This is a genomic window from Mangrovivirga halotolerans (assembly GCF_026241165.1).
GTDB lineage: Bacteria > Bacteroidota > Bacteroidia > Cytophagales > Cyclobacteriaceae > Mangrovivirga > Mangrovivirga halotolerans.
Map to the genome: position 1 here is coordinate 450,075 of NZ_JAPFQN010000002.1, position 22,387 is coordinate 472,461.

Annotated in this window: 21 protein-coding genes; 11 read left to right on the forward strand and 10 right to left on the reverse strand. The window is 35.2% G+C overall.

All coding sequences use genetic code 11. The features are described 5' to 3' along the window. The first annotated feature begins 10 nt into the window (after positions 1 to 10). From OO013_RS03080 to OO013_RS03105, 6 genes are all read left to right on the forward strand, one after another. A complete protein-coding gene (locus tag OO013_RS03080; RefSeq protein WP_266055173.1) occupies positions 11 to 3,433 on the forward strand; it encodes a PAS domain S-box protein in 3,423 nt (1,140 codons plus the stop codon). A 130-nt stretch (positions 3,434 to 3,563) separates the two neighbouring features. After that, positions 3,564 to 4,106, forward strand: a complete 543-nt coding sequence (locus OO013_RS03085; protein WP_266055174.1) for a SiaB family protein kinase — start codon at positions 3,564 to 3,566, stop codon at positions 4,104 to 4,106. A 23-nt stretch (positions 4,107 to 4,129) separates the two neighbouring features. Then, on the forward strand, positions 4,130 to 4,492 hold the full coding sequence (locus OO013_RS03090) for a DUF1987 domain-containing protein (protein ID WP_266055175.1): 363 nt from the start codon (positions 4,130 to 4,132) through the stop codon (positions 4,490 to 4,492). Positions 4,493 to 4,540: 48 nt separating this feature from the next. Then, a complete protein-coding gene (locus tag OO013_RS03095) occupies positions 4,541 to 7,669 on the forward strand; it encodes an ATP-binding cassette domain-containing protein (RefSeq protein ID WP_266055176.1) in 3,129 nt (1,042 codons plus the stop codon). A gap of 118 nt (positions 7,670 to 7,787) precedes the next feature. Further along, positions 7,788 to 8,693 (forward strand): hypothetical protein, encoded by a 906-nt coding sequence (locus OO013_RS03100; RefSeq protein ID WP_266055177.1) that lies wholly within the window; start codon positions 7,788 to 7,790, stop codon positions 8,691 to 8,693. A 16-nt stretch (positions 8,694 to 8,709) separates the two neighbouring features. Further along, a complete protein-coding gene (locus OO013_RS03105) occupies positions 8,710 to 9,144 on the forward strand; it encodes a hypothetical protein (RefSeq protein WP_137089980.1) in 435 nt (144 codons plus the stop codon). Between the two features lie 82 nt (positions 9,145 to 9,226). Here the strand turns inward: OO013_RS03105 and OO013_RS03110 are convergent, their stop codons facing one another. The 4 genes from OO013_RS03110 to OO013_RS03125 form a co-directional block, all read right to left on the reverse strand. Beyond that, entirely contained in the window at positions 9,227 to 9,982 is a 756-nt protein-coding gene (locus tag OO013_RS03110; RefSeq protein WP_266055179.1) for an SDR family NAD(P)-dependent oxidoreductase, read from the reverse strand. Continuing rightward, positions 9,972 to 10,721 (reverse strand): type IX secretion/gliding motility protein PorT/SprT, encoded by a 750-nt coding sequence (gene porT, locus OO013_RS03115; RefSeq protein ID WP_266055182.1) that lies wholly within the window; start codon positions 10,719 to 10,721, stop codon positions 9,972 to 9,974. Before porT ends, OO013_RS03110 begins: the two co-directional genes overlap by 11 nt. Continuing rightward, positions 10,670 to 11,395, reverse strand: a complete 726-nt coding sequence (gene ubiE / locus OO013_RS03120) for a bifunctional demethylmenaquinone methyltransferase/2-methoxy-6-polyprenyl-1,4-benzoquinol methylase UbiE (RefSeq protein ID WP_266055183.1) — start codon at positions 11,393 to 11,395, stop codon at positions 10,670 to 10,672. The genes porT and ubiE overlap by 52 nt, the downstream gene beginning before the upstream one ends. A gap of 109 nt (positions 11,396 to 11,504) precedes the next feature. After that, positions 11,505 to 13,592 (reverse strand): OmpA family protein, encoded by a 2,088-nt coding sequence (locus OO013_RS03125; RefSeq protein WP_266055185.1) that lies wholly within the window; start codon positions 13,590 to 13,592, stop codon positions 11,505 to 11,507. A gap of 237 nt (positions 13,593 to 13,829) precedes the next feature. Here OO013_RS03125 and yihA point away from each other — a divergent pair, with 237 nt between their 5' ends. Together yihA and OO013_RS03135 are read left to right on the forward strand one after the other, a co-directional pair. Continuing rightward, a complete protein-coding gene (gene yihA, locus OO013_RS03130) occupies positions 13,830 to 14,432 on the forward strand; it encodes a ribosome biogenesis GTP-binding protein YihA/YsxC (protein ID WP_266055187.1) in 603 nt (200 codons plus the stop codon). A gap of 77 nt (positions 14,433 to 14,509) precedes the next feature. Further along, entirely contained in the window at positions 14,510 to 14,944 is a 435-nt protein-coding gene (locus OO013_RS03135; RefSeq protein WP_266055188.1) for a DUF5606 family protein, read from the forward strand. Between the two features lie 16 nt (positions 14,945 to 14,960). Here OO013_RS03135 and fbp read toward each other — a convergent pair whose 3' ends face one another. After that, positions 14,961 to 15,956: a class 1 fructose-bisphosphatase gene (fbp, locus tag OO013_RS03140; RefSeq protein WP_266055189.1), complete on the reverse strand. Its 996-nt coding sequence runs from the start codon at positions 15,954 to 15,956 to the stop codon at positions 14,961 to 14,963. Between the two features lie 83 nt (positions 15,957 to 16,039). Between fbp and OO013_RS03145 the strand changes: the two genes are divergently transcribed. Further along, a complete protein-coding gene (locus OO013_RS03145) occupies positions 16,040 to 17,320 on the forward strand; it encodes an aspartate kinase (RefSeq protein WP_266055190.1) in 1,281 nt (426 codons plus the stop codon). Here the strand turns inward: OO013_RS03145 and OO013_RS03150 are convergent, their stop codons facing one another. The 4 genes from OO013_RS03150 to tpx form a co-directional block, all read right to left on the reverse strand. Continuing rightward, a complete protein-coding gene (locus OO013_RS03150; RefSeq protein WP_266055191.1) occupies positions 17,321 to 18,190 on the reverse strand; it encodes a fructosamine kinase family protein in 870 nt (289 codons plus the stop codon). Then, positions 18,177 to 18,653 (reverse strand): low molecular weight protein-tyrosine-phosphatase, encoded by a 477-nt coding sequence (locus tag OO013_RS03155; RefSeq protein ID WP_266055193.1) that lies wholly within the window; start codon positions 18,651 to 18,653, stop codon positions 18,177 to 18,179. The genes OO013_RS03150 and OO013_RS03155 overlap by 14 nt, the downstream gene beginning before the upstream one ends. Before the next feature lie 504 nt (positions 18,654 to 19,157). Then, entirely contained in the window at positions 19,158 to 20,156 is a 999-nt protein-coding gene (locus OO013_RS03160) for a DUF6588 family protein (RefSeq protein ID WP_266055194.1), read from the reverse strand. Then, positions 20,153 to 20,677, reverse strand: coding sequence for a thiol peroxidase (tpx, locus tag OO013_RS03165; RefSeq protein WP_266055195.1), 525 nt, complete (start codon positions 20,675 to 20,677; stop codon positions 20,153 to 20,155). Before tpx ends, OO013_RS03160 begins: the two co-directional genes overlap by 4 nt. 163 nt (positions 20,678 to 20,840) lie before the next feature. On the opposite strand from tpx, the gene OO013_RS03170 reads away from it, so the two are divergent. Continuing rightward, on the forward strand, positions 20,841 to 21,263 hold the full coding sequence (locus OO013_RS03170) for a Fur family transcriptional regulator (protein WP_266055196.1): 423 nt from the start codon (positions 20,841 to 20,843) through the stop codon (positions 21,261 to 21,263). A gap of 37 nt (positions 21,264 to 21,300) precedes the next feature. Beyond that, positions 21,301 to 21,936 (forward strand): peroxiredoxin, encoded by a 636-nt coding sequence (locus OO013_RS03175; protein ID WP_266055197.1) that lies wholly within the window; start codon positions 21,301 to 21,303, stop codon positions 21,934 to 21,936. Between the two features lie 81 nt (positions 21,937 to 22,017). Here the strand turns inward: OO013_RS03175 and OO013_RS03180 are convergent, their stop codons facing one another. Next, complete coding sequence (locus tag OO013_RS03180; RefSeq protein WP_266055199.1) at positions 22,018 to 22,257, reverse strand: hypothetical protein; 240 nt, start codon at positions 22,255 to 22,257, stop codon at positions 22,018 to 22,020. Between the last annotated feature and the right edge of the window lie 130 nt (positions 22,258 to 22,387).

A 22,387-nucleotide genomic window follows, 5' to 3' on the forward strand; every position in this document is an offset into this window, starting at 1 on the left:
TTTTTCACCTATGTTTAAAAACATCAATATCGGGGGAAAAATAACGACTTTAACGGCGTTAATTGTTCTGATCGGTGTAGCTATGTCTATCACGGTAGCATACAACCTTAATAGAGATAAATTAGAATCAGAATATCTAACCCAGCTTTCTGTTGTAAACAGGTCGATCGAAAAAGACGTTATTAACAGACTTAACTTAAATAAAAACAAAGTCGAGATCATTACTGAAGACCTTGCTTTAAGTGAGGCTATGGCTTTGTACAACAATTATAGTTACATCAATGCCGATAGTGTTGACAGTCTAATAACTCCTGTACTTAATTCAAAAATATACTCTTTTACTGAACAGGATCTGTATTTCACAGATATCACCGGAACAATCCTTTCTTCTACAGAAGGAATATCAGGGACAAATATTGAGGATAAAGCCGAAAATATTCTAATTAAAGCAACGGATGGTCCTGCTGTAGGAAATCTTCAGGAAACTGAAGGTGGCTTTAAATATTATACTGCAGCTCCAGTTAAATTTAATGGTACTAATGTTGGGTATGTTGTCTCTGGGCATGGCATCGAAGAAATCTATTCTATTCTTTCCGATACTTCTTTTATGGGGAAAACCGGAGAAAATCTTTTGGTTACCAATATCCTTGATCGGGGAATTTATGTAAGCCCTTCCAGAGAAATTGGTAATAACCTGGTAAAAAGAAGTGTTGATATTGAAGAACAGAATAATCAACAAAATGCCATAAGAAGAGTCATCAAGACAGATACTCTTGGAAGCATGCAAGACATTGATTATTCCGGAACACCTGTGCTTTCAGTATGGAGGCCAGTTGAAGGAACCAACTGGGGTATAATTTCAAAAATAGATCAGCAGGAAATATATTCTACTTCCTATGATCTACTAAGAAAATTGATCATAGGTGGAATTGCTGCACTTCTATTTACTGTTGTAATTAGCCTTTTAGTTACCAGATCTCTGACCAGACCTTTAAAAGAACTTCAAGAGATTGTTAAGAAATTATCCAAGGGAGTTCTTCCTGAAAAAATCCGTATAAAAGGAAAAGATGAAATTGGTCAGATAGCTTCAGCAACCCGAAACCTTGTTTCAGGCCTGAAAAGAACAGCCAACTTTGCGAAAAAAATTGGAGAGGGAGATTACGATGCAGAATTCGAGCCTCTTTCTACAGAAGATACCATCGGTACTTCTCTGATCAACATGCGTGATAGTATCCAGGAAGCTGAAAAACGTGACCAGGAAAGAAACTGGATCGTTGTAGGTGTGGCTGAGATTGGAGAAATTCTGCGTGCACACAATGATCTTGATACACTAGGGTATGAACTGATAAAATATATAACTAAAAAGACCGAAGCTATTCAGGGTGCTTTTTATGTTGTACAGAATCAGAAAGAAGAAGAAGATTTTGCTGAAGCCAGAGCAGTTTACGCCTACAATAAACAAAAGCAACTAAAAGCTAGATTCAAATTTGCTGAAGGACTTGTAGGACAGGCATGGGCAGAACGAGATACGATTTTCAGAACGGAAATCCCTTATGACTATGTAACACTGACCAGCGGTCTGCTTGGTGAACAGAGGCCTACATCATTGTTAATTGTTCCTCTGATCGCTAATGAAATTGTTTATGGTGTTGTTGAAATTGCCGGATTTAAAAAATTCAGCCCTACTCACGTTAAATTCGTTGAAGAATTGTCTACTATTATTGCGCAGACGATTTTTAATATTCAGGTAAACGACCGAACCAGAAAGCTTTTAGAAGAATCTCAGGCAATGAGTAACGAACTCCAGGAGAAGCAGGAAGTCTTGCGACAAAATGCTGAAGAAATGGAGGCTACTCAGGAAGAATTAAAAAGAACTAACAACCAGCTCGAAGAGCAAATAGAAGAAGTAAACAGAACTCAAAAAAGAATGCAGCTTCTTCTGGAAAATGCATCAGAGGTTATTACAATTTACGAAGACGATCAAACGATCAGGTATATTTCTCCTTCAGTTGAACGAATTTTCGGACATAAAACTGAAGAGATGATTGGTATTAAGGACATTAAGTTCGTTGACGATGAATACAAAAATCACTTCAACGACATGTTCCAGAAGCTCCTTGAAAATCCTGATGAACAAGTTACCATTCAGTACGAATATCAAACATCTGAAGGTAACCTTATCTGGATCGAATCGACAGGAAACAACCTTCTCCATGACAAGGCAATCCAGGGAATCATCGTTAATTCAAGGGATATAACAGAAAGAAGACGTGCAGAACAAGAGCAAAGAATGCGAAGTAAGATGCAGTCACTTTCTGAGAACTCACCTGACCTTATTACAAGGATCGAATCTGATGGCGAAGTAAGTTACATCAACCCGACAATTGAAACATTCACGGGACAACGCCCTGAAAACTATCTGCATAAACAAGTAGCAGACCTCGATCTTAATTCAGGTATTACAGATTATTGGTTGGAAGTACTTAATCAGGTAAAAGAACACAAGCAAAAAATCACAAATGAGATTGATTTCCCTACTGATAATGGGCAATTAGTGATGCAGGTGAATGCTATTCCTGAATATAACGAAGCAGAAAATATAGAATCAGTTCTTGTTGTATCTCATGATATTACAGCACGAAAAGCTATTGAGTTGGAGATCCAGAATAAAAACAAAAAGATCAATGACTCAATAAATTATGCTAAACGTATCCAGGGAGCGATTCTTCCAAATAATAAAGTAATCAACAAAACACTTCCGGAATCTTTCATCTTTTACAGACCAAAAGATGTTGTAAGTGGAGACTTTCCATGGTATTTGCAATCAGGTGATGATATCTTTATCGCTGCAGTAGATTGTACAGGCCATGGAGTACCAGGAGCTCTTCTTTCATTGATAGGATACTTCTTATTAAATGATATTGTAAGATCAAGAAAGATTACTGAACCTGGTAAAATTCTTGATCTCCTGGATGAGGGTGTAACATCTACTCTACGTCAGGATAGTGATGATTCAAAGACCAAAGATGGTATGGACATTGCGCTTTGCAAGATCAATCTGAAAGAGCAAAAACTTGAGTACGCCGGAGCTCACAGACCTCTTTATATGGTTAAAGATGGTGAAATGCTGGAAGTGAAAGGTAACAAATTCCCAATAGGTGGTGGATTATTTAAAAACCAGACAGAATTTACCAATACAGTAATAGAATTTAAGGCCGGAGATTCAGCCTATTTCTGTTCTGACGGATTCCCTGACCAGTTTGGTGGTCCACAAAACCGTAAATTTGGTCCAAAACGTACACGGAAATTAATTATGGACAATCATACTAAGTCTATGAAAGATGTTTACGGTATATTTAAGAATACTTGGGAAGATTGGAAAAGTGACGAAAAGCAAACTGATGATGTTCTGATGATCGGAATCAAGTTTTGATTCTAACAAAGAAAGATTCCAAAATAAAATAGTTATCTTGGAATCTTCATATTTGTCTTTTTAAACTGAAAAGTATAAATAATAACGAAAAAGTAATTTTTTAAACACAATTTTTAATAAATCTGTTCCAATGAAATATGTATATGACCTGCATAAAACGATGCTGGATCATCATTTGATCCTAGTTTACGAAGGTGAGTTCACTCAGGAAATCACAAAATCGGTTTTATCCATGGCAGAAAGAAACATGGACGCGATTGGGGAAGATTCCAGCATTAAAAGAAAAGTTTTTAATGTGATGGTGGAAGCACTTCAAAACATCGTTAAGCACAGTGAAAACACTGAAAACAGTGGCAAAGGAAGGCAAAATGCCATTTTTATGCTTGGAAAAAGCGACAGCGAGTATTTGATCACATCAGGAAATGCATGTAAAAGTGCTGATGTAAGTGAAATCAAAGTAAAGCTGGAAAAGATTAATTCTTTAGATAAAGATGGCCTGAAACAGCTGTATAAAGAAACTATAAAGAGTGGAAGCCTTTCAGATAAAGGTGGCGCAGGATTAGGTTTCGTTGATATGGCAAGAAAATCAGGAAAACCGCTTAACTTTGACTTTATAGAGATAGACAATAGTCATTCATTTTTCTCTCTTCAAACTTTAATTTCAAGAGTTTAAAAAAATAAAAAACGATTAAGAAAATGGAAATTATAAACCTCGAAGGTACAGAAGATACTCCTAAAATTATCCTTGATAAATCAAACGGGATATTTGAGATATCAGGTAGGTCATTACCTGAAGATTCAGCTGAATTTTATAGTCCGGTTCTAGAGTGGCTTGAGTCTTATAGCGAGGATCCAAATGAGAAAACTGACTTTGTATTCAAATTAGAGTATTTTAATACAGCGTCATCAAAATTGATCCTTGATGTGTTGTCTGCTTTGGAAGATATCGACAATACGACAATTCACTGGTACTTCCACGAAGATGATGAAGATATGGAAGAAGCTGGAGAAGAATTTTCTGAATTGGTTGAATTACCGTTCGAATTCAAAACCTATTAATATTTAAATACATTTTTTTCTTTTAGGTAAGATTTTTTAGATCAGGATATGAGTGAAGAAATATTAAAAGCCTTAACTCAACTGTTTGCCATTATTACTAAACAGGATGGAGGGGTAACTGATAATGAGCGGAAGTTTGTAATAGATTATTTCAAACAAGAACTTGATCAGGACTCGGTAAACGAGTATCTCGATCTTTACGATAAATATTCTCAGGAAGAGAAAAAGGAAAGAAAGAGAAAATCTTCTGACGACAAGCCTAAAAAAGAACGAAAATTAACCTCTGTTAGAGATTCTGTTAAGACGCTTGCTATATGCAAAAAGATTAACAAAACTCTTACTCAAAAACAGAAGGTTGTTGTTTTAATAAAGCTATTTGAACTTGTAGCTTCAGATAAAAAGTTCACCCCACAGCGTATGGAGATTATAAACACTGTTTCCGAGGTGTTTAAATTCTCTAACGAAGAATACGAATTGATCAGAAGTTTTGTATCTGAAGAAAGCTGTGACAAGATCAACTTTGAAAACATCCTCTGTTTGAGCGATCAAATACCAGAAGAGGATGTTCCATTCAAACATGTCCAAACAGATATAAACGGGGAGATTATTTTCCTCGTTGTTTCAAGCGTTGATCTTTACTTTGTGAAGTACATTGGTAACGATGAGATCGTCCTTAATGGTTTTATTATGAAACCAGGGCGTGTCTATCTATTTGGTCATGGGTCAACGATCAAAACCCCTGCAGGAGCTGCATTATATTACTCGGAGCTAATAAGAAACTTCAGGTCCGATGCAGAAGACGTTAAACTTAGTTTCAACGCCATCGATGTTGAATATAAGTTCCCTAACGGTGATGTGGGTCTGAGAGATATCAATATTTCCGAAGGACCAGGGAAACTCATAGGGATCATGGGTGCCAGCGGTGCAGGTAAAACTACCTTGCTTAATGTCCTCGCAGGGATTAACAAACCATCCTCAGGAAAAATCACGATTAACGGCTTTGATATTTTCGAAGAAAAAGAAAATATACATGGTGTGATAGGATATGTTGCTCAGGATGACCTTTTGATCGAAGAACTGACAGTTTATGAAAACCTCTACTACAACGCTAAGTTATGCTTTGCTGACTTATCTGATAAAGAAATTGACGAGAGGGTAATGGACGTTCTCCAGAGTCTGGGGTTAGAACAACGTAAGGATCTTCGAGTTGGATCGGTATTGGATAAAACAATTTCCGGAGGGCAGCGAAAGAGACTTAATATCGCACTGGAACTAATAAGGGAACCTTCGGTAATGTTTGTGGATGAGCCAACTTCAGGACTTTCATCCCGAGACTCTGAAAATGTAATTGACCTTTTAAAAGAACTTTCTCTTAAAGGGAAGTTAATCTTTGTAGTAATCCATCAACCATCATCAGACATATATAAAATGTTTGATAAAATGTACATCCTCGATACAGGAGGATATCCTGCTTATTATGGAAACCCGGTTGGAGCAGTAACTTATTTTAAAAGTGCATCAAACCAGGTGGATAGCGAGCGAGGACAATGTGCATCCTGTGGCAACGTTAATCCGGAACAGATATTTAATATCATCGAGGCCAAGGTTGTTGATGAATATGGAGAATTTACCAATAAACGGAAAATGAATCCGAAAGATTGGTATAGTTTATTTAAAGAAAAATTCTCCCTTAAAAAGGTTGAACCTGTTAAAGAAGAACCTCCTAAATCACTAAACATACCTTCCAAACTCAAACAGATGATGGTATTTGTGAAGAGGGACTTTTTATCAAAGATCAGTAATAAGCAATACCTGACAATTAATCTTCTTGAAGCACCTTTGCTTGCTATTATTCTGGCATTTATTATCAGGTATAAAAATTCTCCTGATGCAGGTAGTTACTTCTTTAGATTCAATGAGAACATTCCTGCATTTATGATGATGGCAATTGTGGTAGCACTGTTCATGGGACTGTCAGTTAGTGCTGAGGAGATAATTAAAGATAGAAAAATTTTAAAGAGGGAAGCATTTTTGAATCTGAGCTGGAATTCTTATTTGCTCTCCAAGATCACTAACCTGTTTTTGATTTCAGCAATTCAGACATTATTGTTTGTATTGATAGGTAATTTTATTCTTGAAATCCAGGGAATGACCCTGCCCTACTGGATCATTTTATTCAGTCTTAGCTGCTTTGCCAATATATTAGGACTCAATATCAGTTCAGCATTCAATTCAGCTGTAACCGTATATATTTTAATTCCTATATTATTAATACCTCAAATGATCCTTAGCGGTCTATTATTCCCTTTTGATAAACTGAATACGACTATTAGCAGTAAAGGGGAAGTTCCGATAGTTGCTGATATGATGGCATCAAGATGGGCATTTGAAGCAATGGCTGTAAAACAGTTTAAGGATAATAAATACGAAAGTGAAATATATCCTTTCGAGCAATTACAAATGAAGGCTGATTATGCTACTGCTTATCATATTCCTAAATTAAAAGAGAAAATTGATGCAGTAGTTAAGAATGTTAATGCAGGGACAGATTCCACCTTAGAAATTGCTAAAAAAGATTACGCACTCATTCTGAAAGAACTCGAAAAGCTAAAGGCAGGCTATTCCGTACATGAATCCAACATTGAGCAATTCAAGAATGCCAATGAGCCTGAATTAAAAGCAGATGACTATAAACAATTTGATGAAGAAAAAGCTGAAAAGGTTAATCAGTACCTTGATCAGATTGAAGAAGGATACTACGAAATATTCAACTTTATGAATAAAAAGCTGGCAAAGACTGTTCATGAAGCTGAAGATAAATATGGTGAAGAGTACCTTGCTGAATTAAAAAATGAATATTTTAATGAAAGCCTGAGTGATCTTGTTAGAAATATTTCGACAGAGGATAGAATTTTGGAATATAAAGGAGGCCTTTTACAACAAATAAACCCAGTTTATAATACCGAAACATATCCAAAGAATAAACTTGATTACAGGGCACATTTTTACGCTCCTGAGAAACACTTTTTGGGAATTAAATTTCCTACCTTTGTTTTCAATACGCTGGTCATTTGGTTTATGACTTTCGTGCTATATATTATTTTATATTTTGAATTATTAAAAAAGCTAATTGATAAGTTGAGTAATATTTCTTTTAGTAAGGATTCAGACAAATAGCTTCTAAATATTACATATATTTATAATTATATGCTTATTTAAACACAGGTAGATCAGTAAAGTTTTATATTTGAACTCCATTTTTTATATTAGAAAAATGAAACTAAACCAAATCTCATTGACACAGAAATTTTTAGTTCTCTTCCTGACTGTATTTTTTCTGGCTTCTTGCGGAGACAGTAAGGAAACAGCGCAAGACGACAACCTTCTAGAAGATATTAACGAAGGTGATTCATTAAAACCTGAAATTTCTCAGGAGACATTATCTGCCATTATTCAGCAGATTCCTTCCCCTCTGGAAATCTCAGTTCTTTTAAAAGAATCGGGGCATAAATACAATAAGTCCTATCTAAATTCTTCAGACAATGTTTCGAAATACAATACTAATTTCGAAAAAGCATTAAACCTGGGGATTTATGGCACGGATCTTGGATACACCAATATATATGAGCAAAACCAGGATGGAGTTGTTTATTTATCGTCAATAAAAGAATTGGCAGATGAACTTAATATTGGACAATTTTTTGATTTTAATACGATAAAAAGACTTGCTACTAATTCGAGCAACCTTGATTCTTTGCTGTTGATAACAACAAAAAACTTCAATGATATCAATAGCTATCTTCAAGAGCAAAAAAGAGCAAATCTTAGCATATTATTATTGACTGGCGGATGGCTTGAGGCATTGCATATAGCTGAACAGGTTTATCAGGAGAACCCCGAAAGTGAAGCTTTAAGAGAGAAGATCGGTGAGCAAAAAATCATTCTGGAAAATATAATGCTTCTGCTGTCATTTTATAATGACGATCCGGATATTGCCAAGCTTGAAACTGAGATGAAAAAACTGGCAGATATTTATGCAGAAGTTGAGATAAAATATACTCATGGTGAATCATCGTTTAAAGAAGTTGACGGTGTATTGACCATTGTTCAGGAAACAACATCAGAAATCTTGATGTCTGACGAACAGCTTAAAAAGATAATTGATATAACTTCAGAAATCAGAAAAAATATTATTAGCTAATTAACCTTTAAAATATATGAAAAGGATACTTCACCTAGCTTTATTTTTTGGCCTTCTATTTGTGCTAAACCCTTCAGATGCTGTTGCTCAATGTGAGGCAGGATCTTATGCAGAAGCTTGCATACCTAAGCTTAAGCAAGGCTTCAACTTTGTAAAAAGCTATAAGATCGATGGAGAAGGTGGCAGCAAGAAAAAGATAGAATACTCTTACGTATTTGCTAAAGGGACTCAGTACATGATTAATATGTGCACAGGAACAAATGATGCTGATGGCATTGTGGTTTCTTTATACGACTCAAACAGGCAGCTTGTAAGTACTAATAACGCCAACGGTAAGTTATACAGCACAATAGCCTACCCTTGCAATGCAACTGGAATCTATTACATTACTTTTACTTTTAATAATTCCAATAACAATTGCGGAGGAGCAGTACTTGGATTTAAGAGATAAGCCATCCAATAAAGCATAAAAAATATAAAGGGTAAGACCACTGGTCCTACCCTTTCTTATTTTTATTAAATCCGAATTCTCTTTACGTTCTTTTTACTTCGGTCGAAGAGGCCTGATCTAGTGGGAGAATTAATGAATCTGCTATATTCACATGCTTAGGTCGTGTTATTACAAATTCAATGATTTCTGCAATATCTTCGGCATATAAAGGTTCCATTCCTTTGTAGACGCTTTCTGCCTTTTTCTCATCGCCCTTAAATCTCACTTCGCTGAATTCTGTATTAACCAAACCAGGACATACCTGACTCACCTTAATACCGTGTTCAAGAAGGTCTTTCCTCATTCCGGATGATATGGCATCAACAGCATGTTTTGTACCGCAATAGACATTTCCTTTAGCATAGGTTTCTTTTCCAGCCAGAGATCCAATATTAATAATATGCCCAGCTTTCCTGGAAACCATTCCAGGAATTATAGCCCGACTGACATACAATAGACCTTTAACATTTATATCAATCATTAAGTCCCAGTCATCCAGATTAGCCTGATCGATTGTATCCAGGCCATGAGCATTTCCGGCATTATTTATAAGTACATCAATATGCTTCCACTCCTCAGGCAAAGAATTTATAACTTCTTTGACAGCATTTTTATCACGGACATCAAAATTCAAAGTATGGATACCTGTATTTTTTTCGAGCTCTTTTTTAAGATCTTCAAGCCTTTCTTCTCTTCTTCCACAAGCTATAATGTTAAATCCCTTAGATCCTAAAAGCCTAGCTGTAGCAAGGCCTATTCCAGATGTCGCACCGGTTATTAATACAATTTTATTTTCCACCTTCAAATAAGAAATATAAAGTGATAGTATGGGTGTTTATATATTTAATACCTTCGCTAAACTCATTATCAACATTGCCAAGCATATTTAACAGGCCTAATGAATACCTTAATTCTGGTGAGAATTTATAAAACTCATTGTATTTATCAAGGCCCAGGCCGAATTCTACTGCCAGATTAAAACTTTCAGTATGAAGTCTGTCATCATTTTGTCTTTTTTTCTTCCCATTTGCCTCAAACATAGGTGTAATACCCCCTATAAGATATACCCTGGAATTTTTCATTCGGGATGACTTCACCTTTAACAATAAAGGTATCTCAATAAAAGTAGACTCAACTAATTCATCAAGAACGGGTTGCTGAGGATCATTATAAACATACTCTAACCTGAAATCGTAAAAACCGATCTTTGGTTGAACCCTGAAATTCCAGAATTCACTAATACGGAAATTGGCGATAAACCCTACCGAAAAGCCGATACTAGGTTTTGTATAGATAGCCTGGAGTGAAGCCAGATCGGGTGATGTAAAAGCATTACTGTATTTCAATTTGTACATAGAGGAATGTACACCAAGTTGAAAACCATAATGTAACCACCGGTCATCATAATTTGGTAGATTTATATCAGACCGGTTTTGTCCTTTTACAGATGTCATTCCTGATATCAGTACCAGGAAAAAAATAATTACTATTTTGTTGCTGTATATATTGAACTTATTCCGAAAGTAAGCGGTTGACATTTAGCTTGTTTATAGTTTAACTGCTCTAATATATTAACAAATTTTTTACCATATGGAAAAACTTCAACAGATTCTGGTAAATATGTGTATGCAGCATTGTCTTTTGATACTATTTTTCCAATTGAAGGTAAAATATATTTAAAATAAAAATTATAAGACTGCTTGAAAGGAAATTTCTCCGGTTGAGAAAATTCAATAATAGATAATCGTCCTCCTGGTTTTAAAACACGATACATCTCGCTCAAGCCTGCTTCGAGATTTTCGAAGTTCCTTACTCCAAATGCAACGATAACAGCATCAAATTTATTGTCTTCAAATCGAAGGTTCTCACTATCGCCAAGCTCCATTGTGATAAGATCATTAAGACCTTTTTCTTTCATCTTATCTTTACCTACTTCCAGCATACCCTCAGATATATCTACTCCGATTATTTCTTTAGCAGGTAGACCCTTTGCTGCCTCAATTGCAAAGTCGCCGGTTCCTGTAGCAATATCCAGAATTACTTCAGGCTGATAGGGCTTTAACTGTTTAACCGCCTTTTTTCTCCATAGTATATCAATCCCCAGGCTTAAGAAATGATTTAAAAAATCGTACTTTTTACTGATACTATTAAACATATCAGCTACCTGCTTCTTCTTACCTTCTTCCTTATTTTTATATGGTACTACTGTCATCTGTAAATAATTAAGTTACAAAGTTAATGAGTATAACCTGTAACATTACTATTTGTTAAAAAAAGAAAGGGGCAATAAGCCCCTTTTGTATCTATAATATTAAATTCTGTTACTTAATTATCGTAAACTCAACTCTTCTGTTTAACTCCCTCCCATCTCGTTCATCATCATTCGATGCGAGTGGTCTTTCTTCACCATAACCTACAGCTGTTAGCCTGCTTGGATCAATTCCTTTATCTATTAGATAATCAACTACAGCCATTGCCCTTTTCTTCGACAGGTCTTTATTGTAGCTTGCTGGGCCAATATTGTCCGTGTGACCTCCTATTTCAACCCTTATACCAGGATTTTCGGCCATCATTCTTTCAAGTTTGTTCAATTCACTGTAAGAGTTATCTGTCAATTTAGCCTTGTCAAACTCGAAATATATATTTCTTAATACACCGCTCGCCCCAGTTGATGCCCTCTGGAAATCTATTGTTTTTGTAATAGTCTGTGTTTCACTAGTTGCAGCAGGAATTGTCACACTGACGTTCTTAAAAACATATCCCGGATATTCTGCAGAAAGAATATAGTCAGTAGGTTGCTCCGGAGTTAAATTACTCACATACACTCCTGGTTGCTTGACACCTACAGCAACAACTGTATTATCATCCTTTTTTGTTAATCTTACTCTCGCATTAACTGGCGCTCCCTCTGCAAAAGTCGCTACAACAAGCTGAACCGGAGTAACAACCTCAGGTTCAGGTTCCGGTTCAGGATCCGACTCAATAACCTCTGTTGGCTCTTCAATAACCGGAGGAGTATCTATTTCCACTTCTTTTTCTTCTGCTACATTATCGGTAGAATTTACAGCTACCAATTGCTCATCAAGATTTTCAGGGATCGTAACCATGTAAATATCTGTAAATCCCATTCCATCTTCTCGAATCGAGGCATAATATCCGCGTTTACCATCCTTGGTACTTACAAAATAAATGTCATCATCAGGAGTATTAATTGGATATCCGAGGTTCACAGGTTCCCCCCAGCCATCTTCTATACTATCGTATTCCACTTTAAAAAGGTCATAACCTCCCATTCCTCCTCTTCCATTACTTGAAAAATAAAGAGTCTTGCCATCATAATCGATAAAAGGGCCGTCTTCATTATATTCAGTGTTGATTACAGGCCCGAGGTTCCTGCTACGAGACCATTCCCCTCGCTCATTTTTTGTAGCATAGTAAATATCATCACCTCCAAAACCACCAGGTCTGTTAGATGAAAAGAACATTATGCTTTTATCAGGAGAAATAGAAATCGACTTTTCATTATAATTCAAACTATTAATAGCATCTGAAAGCGGCTCAGGCTCTGACCATGTACTGTCATCGATCCTGCTACTCACATAGATATCGCCTTCATTTTCATCCATATAAATATATAGGTCATCACCATCAGCAGAAAGTGCGAGATTACTATCGTGGAATGGTGTATTTATTGCGTCACCAATATTTCTGGCTTCAGTCCATTGACCATCCTTTTTATAAGAAATAAAAATATCCTCATATGGAAAGTTATCTTCGAATACGTCCTGGTTAAGGTTGCCGTCTTTTCTTCTGGTTGTGAAAATCAAAATAGTTTCATCTTCATTCAACACAGGTCCATAATCAGGCATTGGTGAGTTGATTGCTGACCCAACATTAACAATAGAGAAATTCATTGGGTTAGCCATAAATTCAATTCCATTTTTAGCTTCTTCGATCTTCTTCTCAGTTTCCTTCACGGAAACTTTATCCATGCCCCTGTAATTAACATCAGCATAAAGTTTATCATAATACCTCTGATAAAATTCCAGTGCGTTGGAAAAATCGTAACCATATTGGTATCCCCTACCTATCCAATACAGGACGTCAAAACGGTAATCAGGATCTAACTCCAAAACCCTTTTAAAGTATTTTACACTTCTGTCTTTATTTGATGTTCGTTGGATATATTCTCCGGCAAGCCAGTTCGCTTCTATATTATCCGGATCAAGATCTGCAGCTTGTACAAACTGTTCCTTAGCAATCTCAAGAGCCTGTGTAGCCCGCATAGTCTCTTTACCCAATTCAACAAGTTGTTCTGCAACCTCCTCGTTGTCCTCTTGGGCATTAAGTATGAAAGGCTTTGTTACTAATAATAACAGCAAGCCAGCATAAAAAATAATACGCTGCATTACGTTCATAAAATAGAAAAAAATTAAATTAATATTACTAAAGTATATTAGAATATTCAAACTCCACCACTAAAAAATCAACCCTTTAAGCTGATTAATCTCTAATTCCTGCAATTATTTGCTAAATTTGGCTGAAAGTTACAAAAATAATAGCTCATTATTAATTATAAGCATCCATAAAAAAGCATTTTTGCAAGAATAATTAATAATCATGGAACTTATTTATTGCTCAGATATATGGATAATTTAATAAAGTCAGCAAAATTTATTAAAAGTGAAACTAAAATATCTGGTCTTCCGAAAGCAGACAAACCCGAATATGCTTTTATTGGAAGATCAAATGTGGGTAAATCTTCATTGATAAATATGCTGACCGGGCAAAAAAAACTTGCTAAAATATCTTCCAAACCCGGAAAAACTCAACTTATCAATCATTTTTTAATTAATGACACATGGTATCTTGTCGACCTTCCGGGATATGGTTGGGCAAAAGTTTCAAAAACTAAAAAGATTGACTGGAATATCATGATCAATGATTACATCAGCAACAGGGGGAATTTACTCTGTCTATTTGTCTTGATCGATATCAGGTTAGATGTACAGGATATAGACCTGGAATTCATGAATGACCTTATTCTAAAAGGAGTTCCTTTCGCCAGAATTTTCACAAAAGCAGATAAGCTTTCGAAAAATAAAGCACAAAGCATGGTAGCCAGGCACAATAAATACCTGAAAAAACACTGGGAAGAATTACCTCCGACTTTCATAACATCTTCTGAGACTGGATATGGAAGAGAAGAGGTGATTAACTATATTGAAGAATTAAATAGCCTATATTAACCAGGAAAAATTGTTGGTTGAGTGATTTTTTTTAAGCTAATTTTGCCAAACAGAGATAAAAAATAATCAAGTATATTATGGGCTATACAAATATAGCGGCTGTTGCCGGAAAAGGAGGGTTATTCAACATTGTCAAACCAACAAGAGCTGGTGTAATTCTTGAAACAATCGATGACCAAAAGAAAAAATTGGTTGTAGGTGGTAATGCCAGAGTATCTGTTTTATCTGATATATCCATTTACACCGTTGATGCAGAAGGCTCTGTTCCAGTAGCCGATGTTTTCAAAAAGATTAAAGATGAATTTGATGATGATCCAGGGGTTAACTCAACTTCTGATGACGACGAACTTCATGCTTTCCTTAAACATCTTGTACCGGATTATGATGAAGAAAGAGTTTATGCATCTGACATCAAAAAGCTAGTCAGCTGGTACAATATCCTTTATAAGTATGAAAAAGACCTATTATCGAAAGGGTCTGAAGATGGTGAAGAAGAAAATGAAAATAAATAAGTTATGAGGGTTGCAATTAAAAGCAACCCTCAGCTTTTTCTACCATTTTTTTACTTCCAATAAATAATGGGGTTCTTTGGTGAAGTTCTTTAGGTTCTAATTCTAAAATACGAGTTTTACCATTTGAGGCTTTTCCACCGGCCTGCTCTACTATAAATGCAAGTGCGTTCGCTTCATATAAAAGCCTTAATTTCCCTTCTGGGGCAGTATCTGTTCTTGGGTAAATATAGATTCCACCCTTAAATAGATTTCTGTGAAAATCAGCCACAAGTGAACCAATATACCGGCCGGAAAATCTTAGTTCCTTACAATCTTCAATATATTTTTTAACTGCAGGTTCAAAAACATTATAGGCACCCTCATTTATAGAGAATATTTTTCCATCCAGAGGAGTTTGTATATTTTGATGGGATAAAAAGAATTCACCGAGTCCTGCTTCATAGGTAAATCCGTTAACTCCCCTTCCTGTAGTATAAACAAGCATTGTAGATGATCCATATAGCAGATATCCTGCTGCTACCTGTGCTACGCCGGGCTGAAGAACATCTTCCATTTGAACTGGTCCTCCCACGGGTGACAATCGCCTGTAAATCGAAAATATTGTACCTATTGATACGTTAACATCAATATTTGATGAACCATCCAAAGGATCCATCGCAATTATATATCTTCCATTAGGGTTATCCAGATCGATAATTTCATTTTGCTCCTCACTCACCACTGCGCAAACTTCGCCACCATTTCTCAAAGCACGCATAAATCGTATATCTGCTATAACATCCAGCTTTTGTTGCTCCTCACCCTGTACATTTTGTGCTCCAAAAGCACCTTCAATACCCAAAAGACCTGAACGGTTAATTTCTCTGTTAATAATTTTACCTGCTAAGGCTATATCTCTCAGCAACTGAGAGAGTTCACCGCTTGCAAAAGGGAAGTCATCTTGTTTCTTTTTTATGAATCTGTCTAGGGTGGTACCTACCGGCAAAGCCAGCTTTTCTGTTTCTGCATTCATTTTTTTAGGGGCTTATTGTAAGAAATCCAGATTGTTGTTGTTTAATTTAAGCTCGAAATTACAACATATATAACTTAAATAAAATGAGAGTTTTCAAATTTGGCGGAGCTTCTTTAAAAAGTGCAAATGCTATAATCAACATGGTTTCAATCGTTTGCAACAATAAAAACGAACACCCTCTGATCGTTGTTGTTTCTGCTATGGGCAAAACTACTAATGCCTTGGAAAGAATCTTGCAAAATGCCTTGAACGGCAAAGAATATATGCAGGAACTAAATAAACTTAAAAATTATCACCTTGAAACTGCCTCAAATTTAGAAAATAATGATTCTTCAAATATTACAAACACTGTAAATAAGCTTTTTCAATCGTTTGAAATTAAGCTAAAAGAATTAATAGATCAATATAATGGTTCAATTGAATCCTATCAATTCAGTTATGATCAGATAGTAAGCTATGGTGAATTACTAAGTTCTAATATCGTTTCTGAATATATGAATTTAACAGGGACAAAAAATTCATGGCTGGACGCAAGAAATATAATTGTGACAGACAGCACCTATACCGAAGGAAAAGTTAACTGGAAAAAAACTAACCAACGGATTAAAGAACAAATAGAAGAATTTAAAGGTATAAAAATCACACAGGGCTTCATTGGTGCAGATCCATATAATAACACCACTACCCTAGGAAGAGAAGGTTCAGATTTTACAGGAGCAATTTTTGCAAATTGTCTGAATGCTGAATCTTTGACAATCTGGAAAGATGTTCCGGGTATCCTTAATGCAGACCCAAAAAAATTCCACGATGCTCAGCTATACGATTATCTCTCTTACCGTGAGGCAGCAGAAATGACATTTTATGGAGCTTCTGTTATCCATCCAAAAACCATTAAACCGCTGGCCAATAAAAAGATTCCTTTAAACGTAAGAAGTTTTGAACGTCCTGAAAAAACAGGAACTCTGATTGGTAATGAAAAATCTCACAAGGTATTTCCGGCTTTTATCACAAAAAACAACCAGGCTTTGGTCTCTTTTAAGGTGAAGGATTTTTCATTTATTGATGAAAATAACCTGACAACGATCTTCCATACCATCACAAACCTGAATATTAAATTAAACCTAATGCAAAATTCAGCTACTTCATTTAGTATTTGCATTGATTATAAAGAGTACCAGGTAAACAGATTAATAGAAGAATTGAGCACTCAATTCAAAATATTATTCAACAAAAAGCTACAATTGATTACCGTTAAAAATTACACTGAAGAAAGTATAGAGCGATTTAAAAATGAAAAGATCTTACTAGAACAAAGATCCAGAAATAATTACAGGATAGTGGTGAGTGAAGACATAACCTTTTAATCAAATAAATCTCTTTACATTATTTATGGTCTCCCTTAAATATCCTAAACCAAATAGGTTTACATGGATAAGTAGCGGATATAGATTTAACAACCCAATTCGAGAAGAAAAATCTGGTTCTAATGGATAAATAGATTCATATCCCTTATAAAATTCAGATGAAAATCCTCCAAACATTTGGGTCATTGCCAAATCACTTTCACGGTGTCCATAATGCACTGCGGGATCTATAATTGTAGCTTCACCACTATTTGTACTCATAATATTCCCACTCCATAAGTCTCCATGAATCAAGGAAGGTTTTTCTGTGGGAACTAATGAGTCTAGTTTAGTATAAAGTTTTTCAAATAACTTTTGATGAGAAATATCCATTAAGCCTTTATTCATTGCCAGCTCAACCTGTGGCTTTAGTCGTCTTTCAATAAAAAACTCTGCCCAGTTTTCCAATGGAGCGTTATTCTGAGGTAGGGCTCCCATAAAATTATTAAAGGAAAGCCCGAATTCCTCTTCTCTTACCTGGTGCATTCTAGCTAACCGCTGTCCTGCTGTAAACCAATAGTCTGATTGTCTTTTTGTGGCATCAAAATATTCCATTGAAAGGAAACTATATCCTCCGGACTTACCTGAAGTAAATACCTGAGGGATTTCAAATTCAGAATTATCAGAAAGAATTTCAAGTCCTCTTTTTTCAGCCTCAAAAAAAGATGGGTCTACACCGGAATTTAATTTTACGAAAAGGTCAAATTTATCTGAAGACACTTGATAAGCTTGATTAATACTTCCGCCTCCAACAGACCTGACTTTCGGTTTTCCTTTTAATGAAAAGCCGGATTTAGAAATTATATGCTCTAATAAATCAGGATTCAGCATTTAACTCTGAAATTAAATTATTACAAGACCGATAAAGCATCTGATAGACATTTTCAAAACCTTCCTGACCTCCATAATAAGGATCGGGAACGTCCATCTCATCTCTTTCATCATCAAACTCCCTCATCATATGAACTTTATTCCGGTGCTTTTCATTATCACCAGCTAAAGCTAGTATATGATGATAATTGCTTTTATCCATTGCGAGGATAACATCAAAATCGTCAAAATCAGCATGTCTGAATTGTCTACCTTTTGATACTAATTCCACATCATGCTTTGCAGCTGAACTAATAGCACGTTTATCCGGATTTTCACCAATATGGTATCCTGCAACTCCGGCAGAATCCCATTCGAATTCCTCACTCATACCTTTATCAATAACTAAGTGTCTGAAAATCCCTTCTGCCATAGGTGACCTACAGATATTTCCTAAACAGACAAATAATACTCTTTTTTTCATGATCCTATCTATCGAAATTTATGTTTTATAAATTAAGTTATACGACTTTTATTTTCACGAATTAAATCCTTTTATTCTTTATTTAACATTAAACATCGAAAAAGACATATAATTCATTGAAACTTGAGTAACAAAATTTATTTTAGCATCAAACTTCTATCAATCAATGAAGGCACTGATCAACAATCGTATTTTTTTACTTAAAGTTATTTCCTTGTTTGTACTTTTATTAATGAAAGTTCAACCAAATAAACAATTGGAATTAACTGAAGTAAAAAATAAACCTGACACCATTAATATAAAAAAAGGTGTAGTGTCTACTCAATTCCCCAAGACTATCACAGTTTCAAAAAAAGATTTCTAACAGATTATTTTTTTTAAATTCAAAGGTTACCTTGGATATGCTTTGTAGTATATACCTATGAATGATTATAATTTGTTGGCCTGTTTAAAGTTGAAGACCTTCTGCAAAATTTGTAGAAGGTCTCGTTTTTTGTGTAAAATCTATTTTAGACTTAAGCCGAACCCTACAGAAAAGCCCCGATAGCCAATAAAATGATATTGGCCATGGATAGAAAAAACTGCCAACTGAATATCCATACCCAGCAAAGCCGACATGTTTTCATCTGAATAAAATTGATCTACCGGGTCTGTATATTCTTTTTCAGAATTAGTCTCGGGATCTTCGTATGTATATGTTCCGGTAATTTTGGTATTACCAGAATTAAAATTACCTGAAATCCCTGCATATATGTTGAATATATCCATTTGCTTCCCCAAAATAAGTTGGGTGGTAAGGTTTTGGATAATTAATCTTGCTTCATCATCTGATGATATATTATCTTCTGAAAGATCAGTTTTGCCTCTGAACCTTGTATACCCAATTAGTACTGCCAAATCAATCGGTCGTTCACCGGTTTCATCATCATACTTTTCTTTCAATATCATTTTGCTGAAGTCATACATTGCTCCAACACCCCATCCAAAAAAGCTTACACCATCCTGATCATATCCAGGTAAAAACCTGAGTTTCAAAGAGGCTTGATTAAAACCAATTCCTGCTTGAATAATTGGTGCCGGCAGTGAATTAAGATTTACCCCTCCTGGTACATTTAAAACTTCACCGGTCTGAATTATAGTTATATTATCTGATGGATTGACTACTCCTAATAAACTCGCAAGTTCAACTTCATCAGCTGAAGTATATCTCAAATTACTGTATTCACTATTTTTAAATAAAAAAGATTTATCAGCCTCTGATATATTCAGAGAACTGTAATTTATGGAAAGGTCAAAATTAAATTTTTCATATAGATGCGGTGTATTAAACCATCCATATGAAAAAAGTTGTGGAGTATTGACTACAAATGACCTGGTGTAATTTTCTATGTATTGATTAAGATCTTCCGGCCCTGACCTTGTTAAATCACGTATCTCATTTTCCTGGGTAAAAGCAGGGAAATTTAATAATAAACAAAAAGAAAAGATAATAAGAAGCCTCATGACTCAGTTTCGTCCAATAATTTTTTAACCACATCCATTGCGATTTCATAATCGGGCTGGTTCCCTATATCATCAACGATCTGAAGATATCTTAGTTGTAATTCTTGATCGACAATAAACACAGCCCTAGCAAGCAATCCTTTAAAAGCACCATCTAATATTTCTACTCCATACTGCCTTCCAAATTCATCGTACCGAAAATCAGAACCTGAAATAATATTATCAATATTTTCTGCTTCACAAAATCTATACATAGCAAATGGTAGATCTTTTGATACCATAAGCCCCTTTACTCCCTTTAAACCTGAAAGTTTTTCATTGAAAGTCCTTATTTCTGTTGCACAAACTCCGGTTTCTAAACTCGGAATTGACATCAAAACAACGACTTCCCCTTTCAAATCAACAAGTTTCATTTCTGAAAGATCCTTTTTTACAACAGTAAATTTCGGAGCAGCCCCTCCTACTGCAGGCATTTTCCCTGCTAACTGTATTTTTTCTCCGTCTAATTTTGTTGTGGCCATGTTTTTTTACTCTTGAATAAAATAAAGCTAAATATAATCAATATAACAAGGTGTGCCTTATAGTTTATTAACTAATAATTTTTGATTCTGTTAGAAAAGGGTTGATGAAAAATATCTGCTTTCCTATCTTTGCACTTCGTAAAAATTCCGAACTAGAAAATATTTGAAAAATACGGATAAAAATATAGTCCAAAAACTTCGAGCAGCAGGAGTAAGAGCTACAAAACAGCGAATAGCTGTAATGGAATGTCTATCCGAAAATTCAAAACATTATTCTGCTGAAGAAATTTATGACAAACTGAAAGAAGAAATTCCCAGCTTGTCTTTGGGTTCGGTTTATCATATTCTGGATATTTTCTGTGAAGAGGGGTTAGCAAAAAGACTTTCAGTAGAAAAAGGACCAAAGAGATTTGATGTAGCAGATACTCCACATCATCATTTGGTATGTAATGATTCGAATGAAGTATTTGATTATTTCGATGAAGAACTTACAGGGTTAATAAAAAAATACCTGAGAGAAAAACCTATACTGGGATTCGACGTTACGGATATTGAGTTACAAATAAGAGGGAAAAGAAAAGTTTAATTTAAGCATATATTTAATTTAAAATTTAATAACTAGTATGTCATTATTAGGAAAAAAAGCACCTGTTTTCAAAGCACCAGCAGTATTAGATGGAACTTCAATTGTTCAGGAGTTTTCTCTTGAGCAATATATCGGTAAAAAAGAAGTTTTATTCTTCTTTTACCCTAAGGATTTCACTTTTGTTTGTCCAACAGAGATCCTTGCTTTCCAGAAGAAGCTGGAAGAATTTGAAAAAAGAGGCGTTGTAGTTGTAGGTTGTTCTACAGATACAGAGGAAACTCACCTTGCATGGTTAACAACTCCAACTAATAAAGGAGGAATCGAAGGTGTAACTTATCCGCTTGTAGCAGATACTTCTAAAACAATCGCTACTAACTACGAAGCTCTTGCAGGAGACTGGAATTATAACGAAGAAGGTGAATTAGAATTTGAAGGTACTCCAGTTGCTTACAGATGTTCATTCTTCATCGATAAAGAAGGAATCGTAAGACACGAGACTAGAAACGACCTTCCTCTCGGAAGAAACATCGATGAAATGATCAGAGTTGTAGATGCATGGCATCACGTTCAGGAGCATGGCGAAGTTTGCCCTGCTAACTGGCAAGAAGGTGAAGATGCTATGTCAGCAACAAGAGAAGGTGTATCTGATTACCTTAGCAAGCACGCTAAATAATTCAGCTTTAAAATAATCTTAAAAAGGCAACCTGTTTATATACATGGTTGCCTTTTTCATTTTAACTGCAATTATCGTTTCTTAAACTCTTCCTCTCCATCCATATGGGTTAGCATCAGCTGTACTGATCACCGCATTTATCTTACCGGATTTTATATCCTCCACATACCTCATACTCAATGTGGTCCACTGTAGCAATTTCACCTCTCTTTCGAAAGCATCTTTATTTCCTTTATATTTATTATCAATTATAGATTGTTTGTTAGGAAACATAGCCACTTCCGAATTACCGTTTTTATATATTATGGTATATTCTTTCATATCTATAAAACAGATAATCAGAATTATTGTTTAGAAACAGTGATTTTAATAAAATATTAATTGGATTTTAATAAAACAACATATTAAATACTCTATCCTGTATTAAATCACTTGGATAACTTTCAATTCC